At 56.1% G+C, this 23,012-nt stretch carries 19 protein-coding genes and 2 riboswitches; of the genes, 10 read left to right on the top strand and 9 right to left on the bottom strand.

What is annotated here, in order from left to right:
• The first annotated feature begins 10 nt into the window (after window positions 1-10).
• Window positions 11-99: riboswitch (glycine riboswitch) on the top strand.
• 12 nt (window positions 100-111) lie between these two features.
• A riboswitch (glycine riboswitch) is annotated at window positions 112-235 on the top strand.
• Between the two features lie 75 nt (window positions 236-310).
• The 3 genes from gcvT (at window position 311) to gcvP (ending at window position 4,945) form a co-directional block, all read left to right on the top strand.
• Window positions 311-1,441, top strand: a complete 1,131-nt coding sequence (gene gcvT / locus H8K27_RS14590; protein ID WP_186863913.1) for a glycine cleavage system aminomethyltransferase GcvT — start codon at window positions 311-313, stop codon at window positions 1,439-1,441.
• Between the two features lie 127 nt (window positions 1,442-1,568).
• Entirely contained in the window at window positions 1,569-1,946 is a 378-nt protein-coding gene (gene gcvH / locus H8K27_RS14585; RefSeq protein ID WP_186863912.1) for a glycine cleavage system protein GcvH, read from the top strand.
• 119 nt (window positions 1,947-2,065) lie between these two features.
• A complete protein-coding gene (gene gcvP, locus H8K27_RS14580; RefSeq protein ID WP_186863911.1) occupies window positions 2,066-4,945 on the top strand; it encodes an aminomethyl-transferring glycine dehydrogenase in 2,880 nt (959 codons plus the stop codon).
• A gap of 103 nt (window positions 4,946-5,048) precedes the next feature.
• On the opposite strand, the gene H8K27_RS14575 is transcribed toward gcvP, so the two are convergent.
• Entirely contained in the window at window positions 5,049-5,510 is a 462-nt protein-coding gene (locus tag H8K27_RS14575) for a cache domain-containing protein (protein ID WP_186863910.1), read from the bottom strand.
• Between the two features lie 462 nt (window positions 5,511-5,972).
• Here H8K27_RS14575 and H8K27_RS14570 point away from each other — a divergent pair, with 462 nt between their 5' ends.
• From H8K27_RS14570 to H8K27_RS14560, 3 genes are all read left to right on the top strand, one after another.
• The gene (locus H8K27_RS14570) at window positions 5,973-6,857 is read left to right on the top strand and encodes a hypothetical protein (RefSeq protein ID WP_222610688.1); all 885 of its coding nucleotides are present in this window, start codon (window positions 5,973-5,975) and stop codon (window positions 6,855-6,857) included.
• Window positions 6,847-8,172: a choice-of-anchor X domain-containing protein gene (locus H8K27_RS14565; protein WP_186863909.1), complete on the top strand. Its 1,326-nt coding sequence runs from the start codon at window positions 6,847-6,849 to the stop codon at window positions 8,170-8,172. Before H8K27_RS14570 ends, H8K27_RS14565 begins: the two co-directional genes overlap by 11 nt.
• A gap of 164 nt (window positions 8,173-8,336) precedes the next feature.
• The gene (locus tag H8K27_RS14560) at window positions 8,337-9,089 is read left to right on the top strand and encodes an SDR family NAD(P)-dependent oxidoreductase (RefSeq protein ID WP_186863908.1); all 753 of its coding nucleotides are present in this window, start codon (window positions 8,337-8,339) and stop codon (window positions 9,087-9,089) included.
• A 66-nt stretch (window positions 9,090-9,155) separates the two neighbouring features.
• On the opposite strand, the gene phnE is transcribed toward H8K27_RS14560, so the two are convergent.
• The 8 genes from phnE to prpR all read right to left on the bottom strand — a co-directional run bounded on the left by phnE (window position 9,156) and on the right by prpR (window position 16,515).
• A complete protein-coding gene (gene phnE / locus H8K27_RS14555) occupies window positions 9,156-9,998 on the bottom strand; it encodes a phosphonate ABC transporter, permease protein PhnE (RefSeq protein WP_408058457.1) in 843 nt (280 codons plus the stop codon).
• Entirely contained in the window at window positions 9,995-10,837 is an 843-nt protein-coding gene (locus tag H8K27_RS14550; RefSeq protein ID WP_186863907.1) for a PhnE/PtxC family ABC transporter permease, read from the bottom strand. The genes phnE and H8K27_RS14550 overlap by 4 nt, the downstream gene beginning before the upstream one ends.
• A 16-nt stretch (window positions 10,838-10,853) precedes the next feature.
• Window positions 10,854-11,717 (bottom strand): phosphonate ABC transporter ATP-binding protein, encoded by an 864-nt coding sequence (locus tag H8K27_RS14545; protein WP_329604412.1) that lies wholly within the window; start codon window positions 11,715-11,717, stop codon window positions 10,854-10,856.
• Window positions 11,718-11,722: 5 nt separating this feature from the next.
• The gene (locus tag H8K27_RS14540; protein WP_186863905.1) at window positions 11,723-12,610 is read right to left on the bottom strand and encodes a putative selenate ABC transporter substrate-binding protein; all 888 of its coding nucleotides are present in this window, start codon (window positions 12,608-12,610) and stop codon (window positions 11,723-11,725) included.
• Between the two features lie 118 nt (window positions 12,611-12,728).
• A complete protein-coding gene (locus H8K27_RS14535) occupies window positions 12,729-13,733 on the bottom strand; it encodes a sensor domain-containing diguanylate cyclase (RefSeq protein WP_186863904.1) in 1,005 nt (334 codons plus the stop codon).
• Window positions 13,733-14,350, bottom strand: coding sequence for a chemotaxis protein CheC (locus H8K27_RS14530; RefSeq protein WP_186863903.1), 618 nt, complete (start codon window positions 14,348-14,350; stop codon window positions 13,733-13,735). The genes H8K27_RS14535 and H8K27_RS14530 overlap by 1 nt, the downstream gene beginning before the upstream one ends.
• The gene (locus H8K27_RS14525) at window positions 14,347-14,712 is read right to left on the bottom strand and encodes a response regulator transcription factor (protein ID WP_186863902.1); all 366 of its coding nucleotides are present in this window, start codon (window positions 14,710-14,712) and stop codon (window positions 14,347-14,349) included. Before H8K27_RS14525 ends, H8K27_RS14530 begins: the two co-directional genes overlap by 4 nt.
• Window positions 14,713-14,868: 156 nt before the next feature.
• The gene (gene prpR / locus H8K27_RS14520) at window positions 14,869-16,515 is read right to left on the bottom strand and encodes a propionate catabolism operon regulatory protein PrpR (protein ID WP_186863901.1); all 1,647 of its coding nucleotides are present in this window, start codon (window positions 16,513-16,515) and stop codon (window positions 14,869-14,871) included.
• Window positions 16,516-16,771: 256 nt separating this feature from the next.
• Here prpR and prpB point away from each other — a divergent pair, with 256 nt between their 5' ends.
• The 4 genes from prpB (at window position 16,772) to prpF (ending at window position 22,977) form a co-directional block, all read left to right on the top strand.
• Complete coding sequence (gene prpB / locus H8K27_RS14515) at window positions 16,772-17,662, top strand: methylisocitrate lyase (RefSeq protein ID WP_186863900.1); 891 nt, start codon at window positions 16,772-16,774, stop codon at window positions 17,660-17,662.
• A gap of 172 nt (window positions 17,663-17,834) precedes the next feature.
• Window positions 17,835-18,983 carry a bifunctional 2-methylcitrate synthase/citrate synthase gene (gene prpC / locus H8K27_RS14510; RefSeq protein ID WP_186863899.1) on the top strand — a complete coding sequence of 383 codons (1,149 nt, stop codon included), beginning with the start codon at window positions 17,835-17,837 and terminating at the stop codon, window positions 18,981-18,983.
• A gap of 127 nt (window positions 18,984-19,110) precedes the next feature.
• A complete protein-coding gene (gene acnD, locus H8K27_RS14505; RefSeq protein ID WP_186863898.1) occupies window positions 19,111-21,705 on the top strand; it encodes a Fe/S-dependent 2-methylisocitrate dehydratase AcnD in 2,595 nt (864 codons plus the stop codon).
• A 78-nt stretch (window positions 21,706-21,783) separates the two neighbouring features.
• Entirely contained in the window at window positions 21,784-22,977 is a 1,194-nt protein-coding gene (prpF, locus tag H8K27_RS14500) for a 2-methylaconitate cis-trans isomerase PrpF (RefSeq protein ID WP_186863897.1), read from the top strand.
• The last annotated feature ends 35 nt before the right edge of the window (window positions 22,978-23,012 follow it).

The raw sequence follows: 23,012 nt of genomic DNA, 5'->3' as shown, positions 1-23,012 counted from the left end.
ATATAATCGCGCTACTTGATCGGGAGAGAGCAGCAACGCGCTGCCGCCGAAGGGGCTAATACCCAACAAACTCTCAGGCAAAAGGACCGGTCAACTGGGGAGTTGATATACACCCCACACTCTGGAGAGCGGTAGCGGCGGCGCAAGCCAGCCGGACTACCCACCGAAGGTGCGCACGGGACAGCAAACATCATTGCACCCGTAATCTCTCAGGTACCAGGACAGAGGGGTTGCGATTTTTTCGCATGCGGCGGACGGTGTTCGCCGGTATGCGTTTGTTCGTCCCTTCTCAACTGGTAATGAGGCACTCATGACGCAAGCAGCGACATCACTCAAGGCAACTCCCCTCAACGCAGCGCACCGTGCTGCCGGCGCAAAAATGGTCGATTTCGGCGGCTGGGATATGCCCGTCAACTACGGCTCCCAAATCGAGGAACATCACGCCGTGCGCAGCGATTGCGGCATGTTCGACGTGTCTCATATGTGCGTTGTGGATCTGAAAGGCGACAATGCGCGCAGCTTCCTGCGCGGTCTGGTCGCCAATAATGTCGACAAACTGCAAGTGCCCGGCAAAGCGTTGTATTCCTGCATGCTGAAGCCCGAAGGCACCGTCATCGACGATCTGATTATTTATTTCTTTGCCGAAAACTGGTTCCGTCTGGTGGTCAATGCCGGCACTGCCGAAAAAGACATCGCCTGGATGCATGCACGTAATGCAGAAACTGGCGCCGGTCTGACCATTACCCAGCGCCGCGACGGTGCAGATGCATTTGCGCTGGTCGCGGTACAAGGCCCGAATGCGCGTGCCAAAGCGTGGGAAGTGCTTCCGGAAACTAAGGCAGCCAGTGCTGAAATCAAACCATTCAATGCCGTGATTGTGGCCGATACCGCATTTGGCGAAGTCATGGTGGCGCGTACCGGCTATACCGGTGAAGACGGCTTTGAAATTGCCGTTGCCGCTGACCGTGTTAACGATCTCTGGAATGCGCTGGCCGCTGCCGGCGTCAAACCTGCCGGTCTCGGTGCGCGCGACACGCTGCGTCTGGAAGCGGGTATGAATCTGTATGGTCAGGATATGGACGAAAGCGTGAATCCGCTTGATGCCGGTCTGGCCTGGACGATCGATCTGGTCAGCGAACGCGATTTCGTCGGCAAGCAAGCCTTGCAACAACAAGGGCAGAAGGCGCAATTCCTCGGCCTGATCCTGCGTGAAAAAGGCGGCATCCTGCGTGCGCATCAGAAGGTCGTCACTGCACAGGGCGAAGGTGAAATCACCAGCGGTACGTTCAGTCCAACCATGCAACAGGCGATCGCCCTGGCGCGCCTGCCGATGGGTGTGGCCGCTGGCGATACGGTGCAGGTAGTGATTCGCGACAAGCAATTAGCAGCAACAGTCGTCAAACTGCCGTTCGTGCGTAACGGTAAAATTCTGGTTGCCTGACAGCGCCGGTCAGCAGATTCAGTCGCTCTGAATATTCCTTCGATAGGTCGCTCTTATTATGAAATATTCAGTGCAAGCACAGTGAAACATATTTTCAAACCATTTTATTGATTATCCGGAGTCCACCATGAATGTACCAGCAGAACTGAAATACACCTCCTCCCACGAATGGGTACGCACAGAAGCCGACGGCACGCTGACTGTCGGCATCACCGAATTTGCGCAGGATGCGCTGGGCGACATCGTTTTCGTTGATTTGCCAAAAGTCGGCACAACACTGGCTGCTGGTAAAGATTGCGCCGTGGTTGAGTCCGTCAAAGCAGCTGGCGATATTTACGCGCCAGTCAGCGGCGAAGTCGTTGCCATCAACGAAGCATTGGCCGACGCACCCGAATCCATCAACAGCGACGCCTTCGGTGCATGGCTGTTCAAACTGAAACCAGCGAATCCGGCAGATGTTGATGCGTTGCTGAGCGCCGACGCTTACGCACAAAACATCGGCTAAAGCAGCCGCTCTCGTTGCCTCATCCGGTGCCGGCAGACAGATGCCGGCGCAGTGACTGGATTATCACTTCAGTTTTCACCGGATGAGTTGTCCCAGCTATTTCTCGTCGCCTACCTATCATGACCCGTCCTTCACTGACTCAACTGGAAGCCCACGATGCTTTCATTTCCCGCCATATCGCACCATCCGACGCTGAACAAGCGAAGATGCTGGCCGTACTTGGCTATGCTGACCGCAATGCGCTGATCGATGCGATCGTCCCTGCCAATATCCGCCGCCATGATGTCCTGCCGCTGGCCGGATTCACCGCAGCGAAATCCGAACCGGAAGCGCTGGCGCAACTGAAAGCCATCGCCGGTAAAAACCAGGTGCTGAAATCCCTGATCGGTCAGGGTTATTACAACACCCATACACCGGGTGTGATTCTGCGCAATATCTTTGAAAACCCTGCCTGGTACACCGCTTACACGCCTTACCAGCCGGAGATTTCGCAAGGCCGTCTGGAAGCAATGTTGAATTTCCAGACCATGATCACCGATCTGACCGCGATGGATATTGCCAACGCGTCGATGCTGGACGAGGGCACGGCAGCAGCAGAAGCAATGACGCTGATTCAGCGCGTCGGTAAATCAAATTCCAGCGTGTTTTATGTGGCGGCCGACGTGTTGCCGCAGACCCGCGAAATCATCGAAACCCGCGCCGAGCCGCTGGGTATCGAAGTGCGCACCTGCCACGGCAGTGATGCGCTGAACAATGATTGCTTCGGCGTGTTGTTGCAATACCCGGGTGCGAATGGCGATATCCGTGATTACCGCGACTACGCAGCAGCCATTCATGCCAAAGGCGGCATGGTGATTGCCGCAGCCGATTTGCTGGCACTGACACTGTTGACGCCGCCGGGTGAGTGGGGCGCTGATGTGGTGGTCGGCAACAGTCAGCGTTTCGGTGTGCCGCTGGGATTCGGCGGTCCGCATGCTGGTTATATGTCCACCCGCGATGCGTTCAAACGTAGCATGCCGGGTCGTCTGGTTGGCGTGACCGTCGATGCACAGGGTAATTCCGCTTACCGTCTGGCACTACAGACCCGCGAGCAGCATATCCGCCGCGAAAAAGCGACATCCAACATCTGTACTGCACAGGTGTTGCTGGCAGTGATGGCCTCCATGTATGCCGTGTATCACGGTCCTGATGGTCTGCGCCGCATTGCGCAACGCGTGCAGCGCCTGACCAGCGTGCTGGCGGCCGGTCTGCAGCAAATGGGCTTCACACTGGCGAACAGCACGTATTTTGACACGCTGACGGTCAATGTGGCAGATGCGGCAGCGGTGCATGCCGCAGCAACTGCGCAAGGTTATAACCTGCGCCAGATCAGTGCGACGCAAGTCGGTGTGTCCTTCGACGAAACCGTAACACGCGATGACGTGGTGAATGTCTGGGCGATGTTTGCACATGGCAAGGCAACGCCGGATTTCAATACGGTTGAAGCCACCGTGAGTGACGCAGTACCGGCAGCACTGGTACGCAGCAGCACTTTCCTGACGCATCCGACCTTCAGCCGCTATCACGCTGAACATGAAATGCTGCGTTATCTGCGCAGTCTGGCAGACAAGGATCTGGCGCTCGACCGCAGCATGATCCCGCTCGGTTCCTGCACCATGAAACTGAATGCCACGTCGGAAATGATTCCTGTCACCTGGCCAGAGTTTTCCAATATCCACCCGTTTGCACCGCAAGATCAGACGCTGGGTTACCGTGAAATGATTGACCAACTCGAAGCAATGCTGTGCGCAGCGACTGGCTATGCCGCTGTTTCGCTGCAACCAAACGCCGGTTCACAAGGCGAATATGCTGGCTTGCTGGTAATCCGCAAATACCATGAGTCTCGTGGCGAAGGTCACCGCAATATCTGCCTGATTCCTTCATCGGCGCATGGTACCAATCCGGCATCGGCAGCGATGGTCGGCATGGAAGTCGTGGTGGTTGCCTGTGACGAACGCGGCAACGTCGATCTGGAAGACCTGAAAGTCAAAGCCGACAAGCACAGCGCGAATCTGGCAGCGATCATGGTTACTTATCCATCCACGCATGGGGTGTTTGAAGAGGGCATCCAGCAATTGTGCGAGATCGTGCATAGCCACGGTGGTCAGGTCTATGTTGATGGCGCGAACATGAACGCGCTGGTCGGCGTGGCAGCACCGGGACAATTCGGCGGCGACGTCAGCCATCTGAACCTGCACAAAACTTTCTGTATCCCGCATGGCGGCGGCGGTCCTGGCGTTGGCCCGGTTGCAGTTGGTGCGCATCTGGCGAAATTTTTGCCAAACCAGAAATCGACCGGCTATGTGCGCGGCGAAGACGGCATTTCTGCTGTCAGCGCAGCGCCGTTCGGCTCGGCATCGATATTGCCGATTTCGTGGATGTACATCGCGATGATGGGTGCTGAAGGATTGAAAGCGGCAACTGAGACAGCGATCCTGGCAGCGAACTACATCGCCAAGCGCCTCGCTCCGCATTATCCGGTGCTGTATTCCGGCCATGACGGACTGGTCGCGCATGAGTGCATTCTGGATTTGCGTCCATTGTCTGATGCGACCGGTATTTCAAACGAAGATGTGGCCAAGCGTCTCATCGACTTTGGTTTCCACGCACCGACCATGAGCTTCCCGGTTCCCGGCACCCTGATGATCGAGCCTACCGAGAGTGAATCGCTGGCAGAGCTGGATCGTTTTATCGATGCGATGATTGCGATCCGTGAAGAAATCGCCAAAGTGGCGAGCGGTGAATTCGATGCGAAAGACAACCCTTTGAAAAACGCACCACACACCATGCAGGCATTGTTGTCCGCCGAATGGAACCGTCCATACAGCCGCGAAGCAGCAGCGTATCCAGTTGCCAGTCTGCGTCATCAGAAATACTGGGCACCGGTAGGCCGCGCCGATAACGTCTATGGCGACCGCAACCTGTTCTGTTCCTGCGTACCGCTGTCTGATTATCAGTAACTATCTGTCGCACTGAGTTTTATGCCGGTTTCATGGCGCAGAATTTAGCGGATCTGAAAAAAAAGGATGCCAGGAAAATCGCCCGGCATCCTTTTTTTAATAGTTAGTTTCCTTTATAAATACCTGCTTCCAGAATGATGTCTCCGGAACGAACCAGATAGGTGGATTTGGCTTCGATTTTTTTAGTGACCGGATTGTTGTAACGGTAATCGACCCATCCTTTGCCTTTGGTCTTGGCCAGCTCGACGATTTCTTTGCGGTACAGCTTCCCTTCCGCATCCGGCAGTTCCAGCATGTTTTTCCCGATCAGTTTCGGATTGATAGGGTGCGCGAGAATCGGACCGTCAATACTGCGGACATACAGATACAGATCGCCGACGAGAAAATCCGGATTTTTTTGATTGACCTCCCGGATCAGCGCCTCTTTCCCGTTTTTCTGCAGATAACTGAGGCCTTTGTTCACCATGGCGATGGCATCTTCGGGTTTATCTGCAGCCTGGCTCGCAACCGGTACAGTAAAAGCCCAGGCAGACAGCAGTCCGATGATGATGTTCCTGGTCAGCATAAAATTCCTTTCCGCAAAGTATGCGCATGATGTGTTTTTCAGGGTAATTCATTTTCCCAAAAGGAAAAGAATTCTTTACATTTTTCTCCGGCGACCTGCACGGTATTGCCACCTATCTTTCGGCAGATGCCGGAGTCTTTCCGGGCAAGTTTCCAGCGTATGCATTCGCCAGGCATTGCACTTAAAAAACAGCACAAGTGTTGTTTAGAGTTTAATCTCTAATTGCCCCATATCACTACTGTTTCCATAGTGTATGTCACAAAGCTGCCATTTCATCCTGCTATTTTTTGCTGCGTCGCAAATTGACACTGGTCCGCCGGATTTTGATACTGCGCTGCGATCGACAGGAAACCATCTCGTCAGAAATAGAATGCCGTTCCTGCTGATTGCTGTTCCGTACGGTGTTCAGTGATGTCCATGATTGGGTGTTCCGATTTACCTTAACGAAGAGGGGGCAATAGAATGAGCTTGAAACGTATTTTCCTGGCGGTGGCGGTTTTTTCCTTGTGGATGTTTGCCGGTGTGGCGAGTGCTGCGAATTACACCTTGTGGGTTAATGGCCGCGGTGGTGGCGGCGTGATTGGTGATTACACCAGTTTCACTTACTGGGGACCGGCCAGCACGGACGCAGGCATCAACAAAAAAGCGGTGAACTGGGATGGCTACAACAGCATCGCATCGCAAAACGGAACGATCCGCGACGCGCTGGATTGTTTTTGCACAGGAAGTAACTGGTGCTATATCGCCACCCACAGCGCAGGGGACCTGATGATGGGTTACACGCTGGCGAATTATGGCGGCTCTACCCGCGTCAAGAAAAACGCCGTGGCCAATTCTTCCGGCCAGTGCGGTGATGCCGATGGCACAACTCAGGTCGGATGGAATATCAAATGGGTCCGGGCAGCATCTGGTGCGGCAGGTGGCTCCGAGTTGTCGGATGCCGGCTCCTGGGCGGTGAGCGAACCGCTGGTGCAGGACCTGAAAACCACGACGGCACGCGCCATGTACAACCACAACGATACGCATAATGTCTGGTTCTACATGTATGCCGGTGCCAAGGGTGCCTGGTATTCCGGCATCCTGCCGGGGCAGGATGATTCAGCGGTCGCTTATCACAGCACCGGCGGTGTGGCAGGCGCTGCGGGACAGTCCTTATGCAACCCTGCTGACTGGTTCTGTAATGACCTGACGCTGGGAACTGCTGCCAACGAAGGCGGTTCCGTCAAGTGGGGGTATCACTCGGTGGCTTTCCGGGATGATGCCGAGGCCTACAACCACTATGCCAACAGTAACTGGGAAGGCATTGTCTCAGTAGTCCGGGCGGCGATGGTCAGCAATGCCCTCTGATTCACCACGCAAGCCTGAGCCGCGCGGCTCAGGCCGCCGCCGGGGCAAATCTGGCTCTGGCGTTGCGACCAGATACCGCTGGCGGTATCTGGTAACGGCGGCTGTGCTGATTGGCGTGCTGGTTTTACTGGCGAGCGGTAACTGGTTTGCAGAAGAAGTCGCGGCGAACACACCATCCAAAGGCGACAGCAGTCATTTTCTGAGCATGCCCGTCCGTAACGATCCGGTGTCTGCCAATCCGGGGCAGGCGCGCGAGGTGCAGCGCCAGGCACTGATCGCCCAATGGCTGCAGGCCGATCAGACTTTGTGCCAGTATCAGGACAGCACCCGTTATCCGAATTATTCCCGCCCGATTGCTGAACACCCCGATCAGGTGTATCCGAATCAGCTGATTGCAGAATCCCACCCGATGCGCAAAAAAGGTGGGGGCACTGACCAGGAGGTTCAGATTCAGACCACCCAGTCGCGCGTGTATCTGGCGGCGGGAGAAAGTGTGCAGTTCACAATACAGGCGAAAGACAAGAGCGGACAAATGCTGCCGCTGATAGCGGACAAAGCGCTCGCCAGAGGGATTACCTACAATGCATCGCGCGAGGCGCCGCAGTCGCCGGTGGCGATGTCGGACAGCGGTCGCGAGGGTGACCAGGTTGCTGGCGACGGTATTTACAGCGGTGTGCTGAATCCGGCGCAGACCGGCTTTGCCAGCTTTAACGGCACCATCCGCACCGAGCTCAGTTATACCGTCAACGGGCAGGCTGGTGTGGTTCTGTTTGATGTGATTTATTCACCTGAAGTCCCGGCAATCTGGGCCGGTCCGGTTCGGGAAAGCACGGAAGGTGGTGCGCTGCGTTTCATCCTGAAAGCCAGTGTGCAGATGCCGGGCCGCTATATCGTGCATGGCCGGATTGACGACGCCAAAGGAAAACCGTTTGCGCTGGTGAGCTTCAATGATCTGCTGCCGCAGGGGAGCAATGATATTCCGCTTGTCGTGGCAGGTAATCTGCTGAGGGATCAGGCACCGGCTTTTCCGCTGACGCTGCGGGATGTGGATGCTTATCTGCTCAAAGAAAACACCGACCCTGACCGCGCGCTGATGCCGCGAATCGAAGGCACGGCTTATGTCAGCAAGACATATCCGCTGAAAACGTTTTCCGATGCGGAGTGGAGCAGTGAAGAACGCAGCCGTTATCTGACGGAGTTTGAAAAAGATGCAGGACTGGCTAAAAATGCGTTGATCAGTTTTGATCCTGATCTTGCGCGCCAGCCTTTGCCACAGAGTGTGTGTTCTCAAAGTAAAAATAATAAAACCCATTAAAAATACCGGAATGCGCTGTTTTTTGCGCAAATGAGCGGTATAGAAAACCGTATTCATCAGGTATGCTGCTGGCAGTATGGACAACGCTCCGGCGGTATCAGGATTGTTGGCGCTGTCTGACTGTGGTTGATGATTTTTCTGCACATTCTGGAGGAAACAGCATCATGCGTCTGAATGAAAAAAAACTGATTATTACCGGTGGCGCCAGCGGCATTGGTCTGGCAACTGCGGAACGTTGCCTGCAAGACGGCGCGTCGGTTGCGATTGCCGATTTGCCTGGACCGGCAGCCGAACAGGTGGTGGCCGGACTGAACGCACGTTATTCCGGGCGCTGCCTGTTTGTGCCGACCAATGTTTCCTCCACTGAACAGGCCGATCGCCTGATTGCGGATACGGTCAGCGCATTTGGCCGGCTGGACGGTGTATTCAATAACGCCGGTATCGGCGGCATGAGCCCGGCTGAGCTGTACACGGATGAGGATTTTCTGAGAGTGATCGATGTGAATCTGATGGGGGTATTCCGTATTGCCCGCGCTTCCTTGCGGCAGATGTACCTGCAGGGAAGCGGCAGTATCGTGAACTGCGCATCGATTCTCGGCGTGTTCGGCCAAAGCATGACAGCCGCTTATTCGGCAGCCAAAGGCGGCGTCGTGAATCTCACCCGCACGCTGGCGCTGGAGGGTGCAGCAAAAGGCGTACGGGTCAATGCGGTTGCACCAGCTTATATCGACACGCCCTTGCTTTCAGCACTGGATGATCAGATGCGCAACATGCTGATCGGCCTGCATCCGCTGGCGAGACTAGGGCGTCCGGAAGAGGTCGCGAATGCGGTTTTGTTCCTGTTAAGTGACGAAGCCAGTTTTATCACCGGTACTACCCTGATGGTGGATGGCGGATTTACTGCCGGGAAATCATAAAATCAGCCCAACGCCCGCGTTTCGCCTGTTTTGCATGCTTGTCTTTGATCTGTTTGGATTGCGGTATCAGCGGGTGAGCGCACGGCGTATCGCAAAGCTGGCCGCATCCACCAGCGCAACCAGAATCAGCATGGCAATCATCACGCTGGCCGCAGCAGGCATCTGGAATAAGGACAAATGGAATTTCAGCATTTGTCCCAGACCGCCTGCGCCGACGATGCCGAGAATGCTGGCGGCACGGATATTGTTTTCCCAGCGGTACAGGGTGTAAGACAGCATTTGCGGTAAACCTTGTGGCAGCGCGGCGTACAGAAATGCGGCGGCGACACTGCTGCCATTGAGTCTGAGCGTGGTTTCCGCGTCGGGTGGCAGGTTTTCCAGTGTCTCCGCAAACAGCCGCCCCAGCACCCCTGTCGTATGCATCGCCAGCGCCATGGTTCCGGCAAATGGCCCCAGTCCGGCAGCAATCAGCAAGACCGAAGCCCACACCAGTTCCGGTATCGAGCGCAGGATGTTGAGCAACAGCCGGGTGCTGTGTTTGGCCATGCTGCCGGCCCGGCCACTCGCCGGCAATGCCAGCAGGATGCCACCCAGTACCGCAATCAGGGTGCCGAGTGCAGACATCGCCAGCGTTTCCAGCGTCGCAATGGCAATTTTCTGCAGCATCGGTGCCGATATGTCCGGCGGTACGAAACCGAGCAGGAATTCCCGGATTTTGGCGGCGGCATCTTCACTGAATAAACTGCGCCAGTCCAGCGACAGGCTGATAAAACTGGCGACAACGACTATCGTCAGCATCAGTAAAATCAGCATGGTTCTGACCCGCATCACAGGCGGCGCAGGCGGCAGGCCGGAATGCACAGGTTGTTCCGGTAATGCCGGTGTACCGGGCTGCTGATGATGGTTCATGCCAGCGCCTTTCTGAAATACTGGCTGACTGCATCGGCTACTGCAACCAGCAGCACAAATACCAGCAGCATGGTCGACACCTCTGCACCTGCCAGCATTTTCATCGACTCATCCATGCGCTGGCCCAGCCCGCCGGCACCGACGAAACCCATCACTACCGAGCCGCGTATCGCGCATTCCCAGCGATACAGGGTATAAGACAATAATTCGGACGCAGCAGCCGGCAATATGCCATACAGGAAAGCAGCGCGGCGCGAGCTGCCGTTCACCAGCAGCGTGCGGCTGACATGCGCGTCGGTGGCATCTATGATTTCCGCATAGACTTTCCCCAGCATTCCGCAGTAAGTCAGGGCGATTGCCAGCACCCCGGCAGTCGGCCCCAGACCGGTAATACGCACAAACAGCAATGCCCAGACCAGCTCCGGCACACTGCGCAACAAGACCAGCAGCCAGCGTATGGCCTGGCGCAGCAGGCGTGGCCAGTGATGCATGCGCCGCTGGTACAGGGATGAGACTGATAATTGTTCAGTGATCAGCAACGTCATCGGTATCGCCGCCATGATCGCTAGAGACACACCTGCAGTTGCCATCGCGATCGTCTGCCAGGTGGCCTGCAGGACGAGCAGCAAAAAGTCCGGATCATGTGCTGGCGGGAAAAAACTGGTCAGAAAATGACCTGTCGCGGACAGGCTTTGCGCGTCGAGCAGTGTCCATGGCCTGAATTCTGTGATGACCAGCTGCGGCCACAATAGCAGCAACCCCAGCAGTATGATTGCCAGGCGTTTGCGCCATGCCGGATCAGGCGGGACAACATTTTTGGAGTGCACTCGGTTTGTCATGCTCTGGATTTCAGCGTCACGAACAACGGCCGCGGTCAGTCGCCAGCATGGTTTCCGACAGGGAGGGTATCTCAGCGGCGTAGTTCAACTCACTATCCGGATTTGCAGCGAGAGCCGTACCTGCATTTTGATACAGCCCGGCAATCATCTGATCGCTGACCTGCTGGCTGTCAAACATGATTTTGCCGTTGCGCAGTCCAATGATGCGGTCAAAATGACGGCGCGCCAGATCAACCTGATGCAGGCTGCAGACCAGACTCACCTGACGCTCGCGGGCCGTCTGCTGCAATGCCTGCAGGGTTTGCAGCGCCAGCGTCGGGTCGAGTGCAGACAACGGTTCATCGACCAGCAGCAGCTCCGCACCGGACAACAGCAGACGCGCCAGGCCGCAGCGCTGGCGCTCGCCGCCTGACAGATGATCCACCCGGTCATACAGCTTATGCTGCAAATGGAAACGGGATAAGGCATCAAACGCGGCGCGCGGGTCGCTGGGGTACAACAGATTTTGGCAGGCCTGCAAAAAAGACCATTGCGGCAGGCGGCCAGCGAGCACCGCAGTCACGACACGCTGGCGCGGCGGCAAGGGGGGCGTCTGGGGTGCCAGAAACAGTTGCCGGCGCAGCCGGTGACGTTGTGATCCGCTCAGTTGCCAGACCGCTTGTCCGTGAAAAAAATATTCGCCCCGTGCCGGTTCGCTGGCACAGGCGAGGGTCTGCAATAGCGTGGTTTTTCCGGCACCGGACGGCCCTATGACGGCAATCTGTTCACCCCGCCGGATTTGCAGACCGATATCTTCCAGCGCCCAGCCGGCAGATCCGTGGCGCTTGCCCGGATACTGCACATACAGATGCCGCAGATCGACCTGCGGTGACTGCTGCATCGTCATTACTTCAGCAGCCCGGCATTGTGCGCGGCGGCTTCGATCGCTTTGTAATTGTCCGCTTTGGTCGGGATGAAGCGGGCAGCGCGCTGCAGATCAAGAATTTCCTTGTCTTCGGCCTTGCCTGCATCCAGCGATAAAAAGGCATCGCTGATTTTTTTGCGTAATTCCGCAGGCATGTCGGCGCGGACAGACCAGTTATAGTCAAAGTAGCCCGGTGTGGTGTAGAACACGTGAACTTGCCGGGTATCCACCTTGTTTTGCGCCACCAGTTTTTCCCAGACTGAAATATTCAGTGCGCCGGCATCGACTTTTCCGCCGGATACGGCTGCGACCGTTGCATCATGCGCACCGGAAAATGCGATCCGCTTCAGGTCAGTATCAGGATTGATTTTCGCTGCCAGCAGATAAGAGCGCGGCATCAGATGTCCTGAAGTCGAGGATTCAGAGCCAAAGCTGAAGGTCTTGCCTTTCAGGTCTTCCAGTTTGCGGATGTCTTGGTGGGTGGTGATGAAAACGGACTTGAATTTCTCGTCTTCTTCGCGCTGTACCAGGGGGATGACCTGATCTTTGCTGCGGACTTTGGCCTGTACGAAGGTGAAACCGCCGAACCAGACCATATCGAGTTTTTTATTGATCAGCCCCTCGACGGATGCCGCATAGTCCGTGACCGGAATGAACTCAACCTTCATGCCGAGTTTTTTTTCCAGGTAACTGCCAAGCGGCTTGAATTTTCGTTGCAACTCGGTCGGTGCTTCATCCGGGATGGCGGAAACACGCAATACCTGCGCCGGCTGTTGCGCGAAGCTGAAGCCGGATAAAGTCAGCAAAGATGCTGTCAGCAGCATCTGAAAGCGGCGGCGGGAAACAGAAAAGCAAGTGGGAAAAGTCATGATGAAATGGAAAAATCAGAAATGGTACATGAAGATGAATGGGAAGGTAGCCTGCCCGGGCACGTGATCAGGATAAGCCAGAGACAATGCTGCAACCCATTCCTCAAAGCAGGGATGATCAGTGCTTAGGAGCCGGTGCTGAAAATAATCTGGATTGTTCCGTCAACAGCGGCAGGGACAGGAAAAATATCCGGTTACGGCCATTGTTTTTGGCTGCATACAAAGCGGCATCCGCAGTCTTTAACAGGGCTGCAGAATCGAGCGGGGTATCCTTTGAAAAATGACTGAAGCCGACACTGATGCTGATATGCGGACTGACCAGTGATTTCTCGTGCGGGATACGCAGATCGCGGATGGCGCTCTGCAATTTTTCTGCAAACTGCATTGCCGATTCCTGGGAAATATTGGGCAGCATCAGCACAAATTCCTCACCGCCAAAGCGCGCCAGCACATCACTGGCACGCAGCAGCTGTGACTTGAGCGCACCGGCCACCTGTATCAGCGCTTTGTCGCCGGCAACATGGCCATAGTAATCATTGAATTGCTTGAAAAAATCAATGTCCACCATGAAAACAGACAGGCTGGTGCCATGCCGCACGGCCTGCGCCAGCGCCATTTTAAAATGTTCGTCGAAAAAGCGGCGGTTGTAAATGCCGGTCAGACCATCCGTGGTGGCTTCCTTTTTCAACAACTCTGAATGGGAGCGTAATATCTTTTCGCGCTTAATCGACGTCGTGGAATCGGTGATCTGGATCAGGCACTGACGTTCGCCGTCCACTTCCAGCGGCGTGAGCGTAATGGATTGGTGAATCCGTTTTTTCTCACGGTTTTTATCGTTCCGTTCGTAGAGCGGTAACGGGCTGCGGTGCAAGGCGTTTGACAGGATGACGGGCAATCCGTAATCGATGGTTTTGGTAATGGCGGAAGTGAATGCGGCGCTGGGCGTCTCATCAAAAACGGAGGCGATATGTCGCCCTATGGCGGCGCTGGTCTCAATATTGCTGCGCTTTTCCACCCAGTCATTCCACAACAGGATCTGATTGTTTCTGTCGACCACAATCAGGCCGACGCTGATCGTGTTGAAAATCTGGTTCAGCACTCCGGCAGCCAACTGCATCGACATCAGATTTCCCCCAGAAAACGCTCGATCTGCGTCATCAGACTACTCAGGGAAGTGGAGCTCAGCAGGAAAATCAGATGGCCTTCGGAGTGGCGTTTTTCGATCGCCAGGTCAATGTGCAGCAACAGGATGTATTGCTGGTCCTGATCCTGATTGGGGCAGATGCGGTTAAAAATCTCATCCATGGTCGCCACGCTGTAATCCGGCAATGAGCAGTTCAGCGGTACGTTGAGCATGTCCGCCATGGCAGACAGGCAGGCGTTGAGGATGATATTGCCAAGCTCGCACATCGCTTCCTGCTCGAATTCGGCGAGGTCTTCGATGCTGATCTGTGAACCCATCATGTCACGCACGATTTCCAGCGCATGTTCTTCGGTGAACAGCAAAATTGCCTCGGCATTAAAGGAGCCGCTGAAGGTCTGATGCACCGCGCCAAAACGGTCAGAGCGTGGTCCCATGAGGGTGTCGTCAATTTCGGAAGCCTTGCGAATTTCCACTGATGGTACGGACAGGCGAACTTCATCGCCAACGATTTCAGAAAGGCTCGCTGCTGCGCGGCCAGCGCCCACATTGAAGACCTCGCTTAACGCATCGATATGAAGTTCACTCAGGCTGTTCATTGTCCGCTCACGAAATAATGGACGACAATGCCAATGGATTTATCGGTCACGGGTTTCGCGACAAAAATAGTACCGATGGAATTCGCTCTGGTCTGCATGGCGTCCTGCACATTGGCGGAAAAAATGGCGACCCGCATTGCAGGATGGGCTTTCAGCAAGGCTTCAGCGGCATCCGTGCCGAGCATGCCAGGCATGTTGATGTCCATGGTGCAGAAATCCGGTTGGCATTCTGCAGCCACGCGCAGGGCTTCCTCGCCGGAACCAGCCTCCACAAATTCCCAGTCAGGTTGCACTGCTTTGATATGCGCGCGGATTACCATGCGGGAGACTTTGCTGTCGTCAACGATCAGAAGTTTTTTCATTATTATTCAGGAGTGGGGATAATCAGAAATGGCAGAAACAAGGGTTCCTGTTTCATTACTTTTGCGTTAGCTGATATTTTAACCCAGGGGGGCGACTTTTCCTTTCCTATATAGGTTAATTTGCGTTAAACAATGTTGATTTACGGCAATTTTCGTTTAACTTTCTTTTTTCAGCCTGCGCCAGAGTGTGGTCCGGCTGATCCCGAGATGAGCGGCGACGGCCTCCCGGTTGTTGTCAAAGCGCTGCATCAGCGCGGCCAGATAGGCTGTGTTGTCAGCTGTGCCACGGCTGACTGCGGGAGGGGGCTCCGCCGGAGCGGAAGCATGGGCGGAGAGCGGCGGCGGGGATTCGGTGATACTGACCCACAATTCGGGCAGGATGCGGGCCAGGAATGCCGGGCTCAGCGCCTGTAATGGTTCTGCGGCCAGGAACAGGGCAAGGCGTTCCATCATATTGCGCATTTCCCGCACATTACCCGGCCAGCCGTAATTTTCCAGCAAGGCGGTGCAACTGCTGATTTCGGCATGCAGATTCGGATGTGGTCTGGCCCCCATCGCTGCCAGCGCCTGTTTCAGGCACCATTCTGCCAGCGGCATGATGTCTGCCCGGCGCTCGCGCAGGGAGGGTAAGCTCAGCCGCAGGACGGCCAGCCGGTAAAACAGGTCGGCGCGGAATTTTCCTTCGCGCACCCGCGTTTCCAGATCGCAGTGGGTGGCGCTGATGATGCGCACATCCACAGGAATCGGGCGCACACCGCCGACGCGGACGATCTCCCGTTCCTCCAGCACCCGCAGCAGCCGGGTCTGCAGATTCAGCGGCATTTCACCGATCTCATCCAGAAACAGTGTGCCGTGGCTGGCAGCTTCAAACAGGCCGGCGTGGCCGCCGCGCCGTGCGCCGGTGAACGCGCCTTCGTCGTAACCGAATAATTCCGATTCCAGCAAGGATTCGGCAATCGCGCCGCAATTGATTGCCACAAAAGGTTGTCGCGCCCGCGGACTTTCCCGGTGAATGGCCTGTGCGGCGAGTTCTTTGCCGGTGCCGGTTTCGCCTTGCAGTAACACCGTGGCCGGCGAACGGGCAAACAGGGTGATGGTGCGGCGGATTTCCTGCATAGACAGCGAGTCACCGCGTAAATCGTTCAATCCGTGCCGGGCGCGCAGGGCGTCGCTGGCCGGATGGTGCCTGCCCCGCGCCGATTCGAGACGGGTGATGCGCGCAATTTCGAGCGCATCGTCAAAGGCCTGCCGGATGGACGCAGATGAATACATGAAAATCCCGCTCAGTCCGGCTTCTTCCGCCAGGTCGGTAATCAGGCCGGCGCCGACAATCGCCTGAATGCCTGCGGCTTTCAGTTCGCGGATCTGGGCGCGGGCATCCTGTTCCGTCACGTAGGTGCGCTGTTCCAGCTGAAAGCCGAATGTGGTCTTGAAATCGCTCAGTTCCGGCACGGTTTCCTGATAGGTGATCAGGCCGATTTCCGGTGAAATTTTGCGTGCCCGCGCCAGCGCCTGCATGACGTCGAAACCACTGGCTTTGGCGATGACGACCGGCACCGGCAGGCGGCTTTTCAGATAAGCGCCGTTGGAGCCGGCAGCGATCACGGCATCGCACCGTTCGGTCTGCAGTCTTTCGCGGATGTGCTGGACGGCTTCTTCAAAACCCAGCTGCAGCGGAACAATATCGGCGTTGGCATCGTATTCCAGCATGATGTCGCGAAACATGTCGAACAGGCGCGAAATGGACACTGTCCAGATGACGGGCTTGTCCTGGGCGTCGCGCGGGAGTGGCGGGAGTTTCATATTTGTTTCATGTTTCAAATGAGTGTTTCAATTGAAACGTATTATGAAACTAAATATCGCTGTCAGGCAATGAATTTTCCTGCCTGCGAGGATGCAGAGGAGGATTAAGCCCTTGATTTTTATACGCTCTGACCTATTCTTTGGCGTTGCTGCCTGACGCTGGCACACGGTTTGCAATATGCGATGCTGACGCTGTTCAACATGGAGTCTGGCAACGATCTGGTTACCAGCCCTTCACCGGAAAGAAAACAATACGATGAGTCAATACTCCGCAGGTGCCGCCTTCCGTAAGGCGATGCAAGAAGAATCCCCGTTGCAGGTTGTCGGGGCGATCAACGCCAATCATGCTTTGCTGGCGAAACGTGCCGGCTTTAAAGCGATTTATCTGTCCGGCGGCGGTGTGGCGGCAGGTTCGCTCGGCTTGCCCGATCTCGGCATTTCCAATCTGGATGATGTGCTGACCGATGTGCGCCGCATCACCGATGTCTGCGATTTGCCTTTGCTGGTGGATGTGGACACCGGCTTTGGCGCTTCGGCGTTCAATGTGGCCCGTACCGTAAAATCGATGATCAAATTCGGCGCCGCGGCCATGCACATTGAAGATCAGGTCGGCGCCAAGCGCTGCGGTCATCGCCCGGGCAAGGAAATCGTATCGAAGCAGGAAATGGTGGACCGCGTGAAGGCTGCGGTGGATGCCCGCACAGATGAAAATTTCGTGATCATGGCACGCACCGATGCACTGGCTGTCGAAGGTCTGGAAGCCGCGATCGATCGCGCTCAGGCTTGCGTTGAAGCGGGTGCCGACATGATTTTCCCGGAAGCGATCACCCAGCTGGAGATGTACAAGCAGTTTGCCAACGCGGTCAAAGTACCGATTCTCGCCAACATTACCGAATTTGGTTCCACGCCGCTGTACACCGTGGAAGAGCTGAAATCTGCCGATGTCGGCCTGGTGTTGTACCCATTGTCCGCATTCCGCGCCATGAATAAAGCGGCCGAAAATGTGTACACCGCAATCCGCCGTGACGGCACGCAGAAAAATGTGGTCGATACCATGCAGACCCGCATGGAGCTGTATGAGCGCATCAACTACCACACGTTTGAACAGAAACTCGATGCGCTGTTTGCACAGCAGAAAAGCAAATAAGACCGTGCATCAGATGCCATAAGCCGGATTCTCTGCTACGTATCCAATAAATCGCATGCAATAAAACACATACTCCCCTCTGTTTTTATCAAAAATGGTCTGACGTCCTTGATTTGCATGGGCTATAAAAGATACTGGGGGGAGTATATATCTATCATTTCGGGAGATTAACATGACTGAAGCCGTTCCTTTCAAACCCAAAAAATCCGTCGCGCTGTCTGGCGTTACTGCCGGCAATACGGCGCTGTGCACCGTCGGTAAAACCGGTAACGATCTGCATTACCGCGGTTACGACATTCTGGATGTCGCCGATGCCTGCGAGTTTGAAGAAATTGCGCATCTGCTGGTACATGGCAAATTGCCGACCGTCGCTGAACTCCGTGCCTACAAAGCCAAGCTCAAGGCATTGCGCGGCCTGCCAGCCAATGTGAAAGCTGCGCTGGAATGGCTGCCTGCATCGTCGCATCCGATGGACGTGATGCGTACTGGCGTGTCTGCACTGGGTTGCGTTTTGCCGGAAAAAGACGACCACAACACACCGGGCGCACGCGATATCGCTGATCGCCTCATGGCGTCGCTGGGTTCCATGCTGCTGTACTGGTATCACTACAGCCACAATGGAAAACGGATCGAGACCGAAACCGACGATGAGTCGATCGGTGGTCATTTCCTGCACCTGCTGCATGGCGAACAACCGAGCGCACTGTGGGAAAAAGCCATGCATACCTCACTGATCCTGTATGCGGAGCATGAGTTTAACGCATCGACATTCACCGGCCGCGTGATTGCCGGTACCGGTTCTGATATGTATTCCGCGATTACCGGCGCGATTGGTGCGCTGCGTGGTCCTAAGCATGGCGGCGCGAACGAGGTGGCCTTTGAAATCCAGAAACGTTACGACAATCCGGACGAAGCGGAAGCAGACATCAAGAAGCGCGTTGAAAACAAGGAAGTCGTGATCGGTTTCGGTCATCCGGTCTATACCATCTCCGATCCGCGCAACAAAGTCATCAAGGAAGTTGCGCGCAATCTGTCCAAAGACGCTGGCTCCATGAAGATGTTTGACATTGCCGAACGTCTGGAAACCGTGATGTGGGATATCAAAAAGATGTTCCCGAATCTGGACTGGTTCTCCGCGGTGTCTTATCACATGATGGGTGTGCCGACAGCGATGTTCACACCGCTGTTCGTGATTGCCCGTACTTCAGGCTGGGCAGCACACATCATTGAACAGCGCATCGACAACAAGATCATCCGTCCGAGTGCAAATTATGTCGGCCCGGAAGATCTGAAATTTGTACCGATCAAGAACCGTCAGTAAAACAGGAAGCCAGCCGTGTTGCCATCGGCATCGCGGCTGTCCTGCAGTCAGCCTGTCTGATGTGCCTGAATCTGTTGCGTTCCGGCAGGCCGTTTCCCCGGAATCTGAACCTCTTTCCTGACTTATCATGAATACTCAATATCGCAAACCCCTGCCCGGTACCGAGCTGGATTTTTTTGATGCCCGTGCTGCGGTGGATGCCATTGCTCCCGGTGCTTACGACCGCCTGCCTTACACCTCGCGCGTGCTGGCCGAGAACCTGGTCCGCCGTTGTGACCCGGAGACGCTGACAGCTTCGCTGAAACAGCTGATCGAACGCAAACGCGAACTCGACTTTCCGTGGTTTCCGGCACGCGTGGTCTGTCATGACATTCTCGGCCAGACCGCGCTGGTGGATCTGGCTGGCTTGCGCGATGCGATTGCCGATCAGGGCGGTGATCCTGCCAAGGTCAATCCGGTGGTGCCGGTACAGCTGATCGTTGATCATTCGCTGGCGGTGGAATGCGGCGGTTTCGATCCGCAGGCATTTGAAAAAAACCGTGCGATTGAAGACCGTCGCAACGAAGACCGCTTCCATTTCATCGACTGGACCAAGCGTGCTTTCAAAAATGTGGATGTGATCCCGCCAGGCAACGGCATCATGCACCAGATCAATCTGGAACGCATGTCGCCGGTGATTCACGCCGATCAGGGCGTGGCCTATCCCGATACCTGCGTCGGTACTGACAGCCACACCCCGCACGTGGATGCGCTCGGCGTGATTGCCATCGGCGTCGGCGGGCTGGAGGCTGAAAACGTCATGCTAGGTCGCGCATCATGGATGCGCCTGCCGGACATCATCGGTGTCGAACTCAGCGGCAAGCCGCAGCCGGGCATTACCGCGACCGACATCGTGCTGGCGCTGACCGAATTTTTGCGTAAGTCCAAAGTCGTTGGCGCCTATCTGGAATTTTATGGTCCAGGTGCTGCCGCGCTGACGCTGGGTGACCGCGCCACCATTTCCAATATGGCGCCGGAATACGGTGCTACGGCAGCGATGTTCAGCATCGATCAGCAGACCATCGATTATCTGCGCCTGACAGGCCGTACCGACGAGCAGATCCGACTGGTGGAAACGTATGCGAAACAGGCGGGTTTGTGGTCCGACGCGCTGAAAACGGCAGAATACGAACGGGTGCTGACATTCGATCTGTCTACCGTCGTGCGCAACATGGCCGGTCCGTCCAATCCGCACGCACGGCTGGCGACATCTGATCTGGCAGCCAAAGGCATTGCCGCGCCGTGGCAGCGGGAAGACGGCAAGATGCCGGATGGCGCTGTCATCATTGCCGCCATCACCAGCTGCACGAACACCAGTAACCCGCGTAATGTGATTGCCGCCGGCCTCTTGGCCCGCAACGCCAACCGGCTGGGACTGGTGCGCAAACCTTGGGTCAAATCTTCACTGGCGCCGGGCTCCAAAGCAGTGACGCTGTATCTGCAGGAAGCCGGACTGATGAATGAACTGGAACAGCTCGGCTTTGGCGTGGTCGCGTATGCCTGCACCTCCTGCAACGGCATGTCCGGAGCGCTCGATCCGGTGATCCAGAAAGAAATCGTGGACCGTGATCTGTATGCCACGGCTGTGCTGTCAGGCAACCGTAATTTCGATGGCCGTATTCATCCTTATGCCAAACAGGCTTTCCTGGCTTCGCCACCGCTGGTTGTCGCTTACGCGATTGCCGGTACGGTCCGCTTTGACATTGAAAAGGATGTGCTGACCGTGGTTGACGGTAAAGAAATCCGCCTGAAGGATATCTGGCCGACCGACGAGGAAATTGATGCGATCGTGAAATCCAGCGTCAAGCCGGAAATGTTCCGCCAGGTATATGAGCCGATGTTTACCATCCGCGCAGATCAGGGGCCGGCAGTCAGCCCGTTGTACGACTGGCGTCCGATGTCAACCTATATCCGTCGCCCGCCGTACTGGGAAGGCGCACTGGCCGGAGCGCGCACGCTCACAGGCATGCGTCCGCTGGCAGTGTTGCCGGACAATATCACGACCGATCACCTGTCACCATCGAATGCGATCATGATGGACAGCGCTGCCGGCGAATATCTGCACAAGATGGGCCTGCCGGAAGAGGACTTCAACTCTTACGCAACCCATCGCGGCGATCACCTGACTGCGCAGCGTGCGACCTTTGCTAACCCGACGCTCAAAAACGAAATGGTGCGCGATGCCGAGGGCAAGGTGAAAGCCGGTTCGCTGGCGCGCGTGGAGCCTGAGGGCAAGGTCATGCGCATGTGGGAAACCATCGAGACTTACATGAACCGCAAACAGCCGTTGATCATCGTCGCCGGCGCTGATTATGGACAAGGTTCTTCGCGTGACTGGGCGGCAAAAGGCGTGCGTCTGGCGGGTGTGGAAGCGATTGCTGCAGAAGGTTTTGAGCGTATTCACCGCACCAATCTGATCGGAATGGGCGTGCTGCCGCTGGAATTTAAACCCGGCGTCAATCGCCTGACACTCGGAATCGACGGTACGGAAACCTATGACGTGGTCGGTGAGCGCAAACCGCGTGCCGACTTGCTGCTGGTGATACACCGTGCCAACGGCGAACGGGTGGAAGTGCCAATGACCTGCCGTCTCGATACCGCAGAAGAGGTATCGATTTATGAAGCCGGCGGCGTGTTGCAGCGCTTTGCCCAGGATTTCCTGGAATCGTCGAAAGCGGCTTAATCCTTACCGGAAGCCGGCGCGGAAATGATTCAGTGTCCCTGACACATTTCCCGCCGGTGCATTCAGGAGCAGATATTCATGGTTCATGCAGCACAAATTAAAATTCCCGCCACCTACATCCGTGGCGGCACCAGTAAAGGCGTGTTTTTCCGTCTGCAGGATTTACCGGCGGCGGCACAGACGCCCGGTGCCGCACGCGATGCCTTACTGCTGCGCGTGATCGGCAGTCCCGATCCTTATGGCAAACAGATTGACGGCATGGGCGGCGCCACTTCCAGCACCAGTAAAACGGTGATCCTGGCGAAATCGGCGCGACCAGATCACGATGTCGATTACCTGTTCGGACAAGTCTCGATCGACAAGGCATTCGTTGACTGGAGCGGCAACTGCGGCAATCTGTCTGCTGCGGTCGGTTCTTTTGCAATCAGCGGCGGGCTGGTGGATGCAGCCCGGGTGCCACACAACGGTGTCTGCACGGTGCGTATCTGGCAGGCCAACATCGGTAAAACGATTATTGCGCATGTGCCGGTCACCAATGGTGAAGTGCAGGAAACCGGTGATTTTGAGCTGGATGGCGTGACTTTCCCGGCTGCCGAGGTACAACTGGAATTTTTAGATCCGGCTGATGAAGGCGAGGGGGATGGCGGGGGAGCGATGTTCCCCACCGGGAATCTGGTCGATACGCTGGAAGTGCCGGGGATCGGTGCGCTGACGGTCACGATGATCAATGCCGGGATTCCGACGATTTTTGTGAATGCGGCAGCGCTTGGCTATACCGGCACAGAGCTGCAGGATGCCATTAATGGCGACTCCAGGGCGTTGGCCATGTTCGAGACTATCCGTGCTCACGGCGCCGTTCGTATGGGGCTCATCAGCAAAGTTGAGGACGCGGCTCAGCGTCAGCATACGCCGAAGGTGGCATTCGTTGCGCCGCCGGCAGATTACACCGCGTCCAGCGGCAAACAGGTCAGGGCAGCCGACATTGATCTGTTGGTCCGTGCGTTGTCGATGGGAAAACTGCACCATGCGATGATGGGCACGGCAGCCGTTGCCATTGGCACAGCGGCCGCGATACCCGGCACGCTGGTGAATCTGGCGGCGGGCGGCGGTCAGCGTCAGGCAGTGCGTTTCGGGCATCCGTCCGGCACCTTGCGGGTAGGCGCCGAAGCGACGCAGGAAAACGGCGAATGGTGCGTCAGAAAAGCGATCATGAGCCGCAGCGCCCGGGTATTGATGGAAGGCTGGGTCAGGATTCCCGGCGACAGTTTCTAAAATAGCAGACGACCAGATACGATGAATCATTCACA

This window comes from Cognatundibacterium griseum (genome assembly GCF_014284195.1).
GTDB lineage: Bacteria > Pseudomonadota > Gammaproteobacteria > Burkholderiales > Burkholderiaceae_D > Undibacterium > Undibacterium griseum.
The sequence above is the reverse complement of the archived record's forward strand: the minus strand, read 5'-3'. Positions and strand labels throughout refer to the sequence as shown.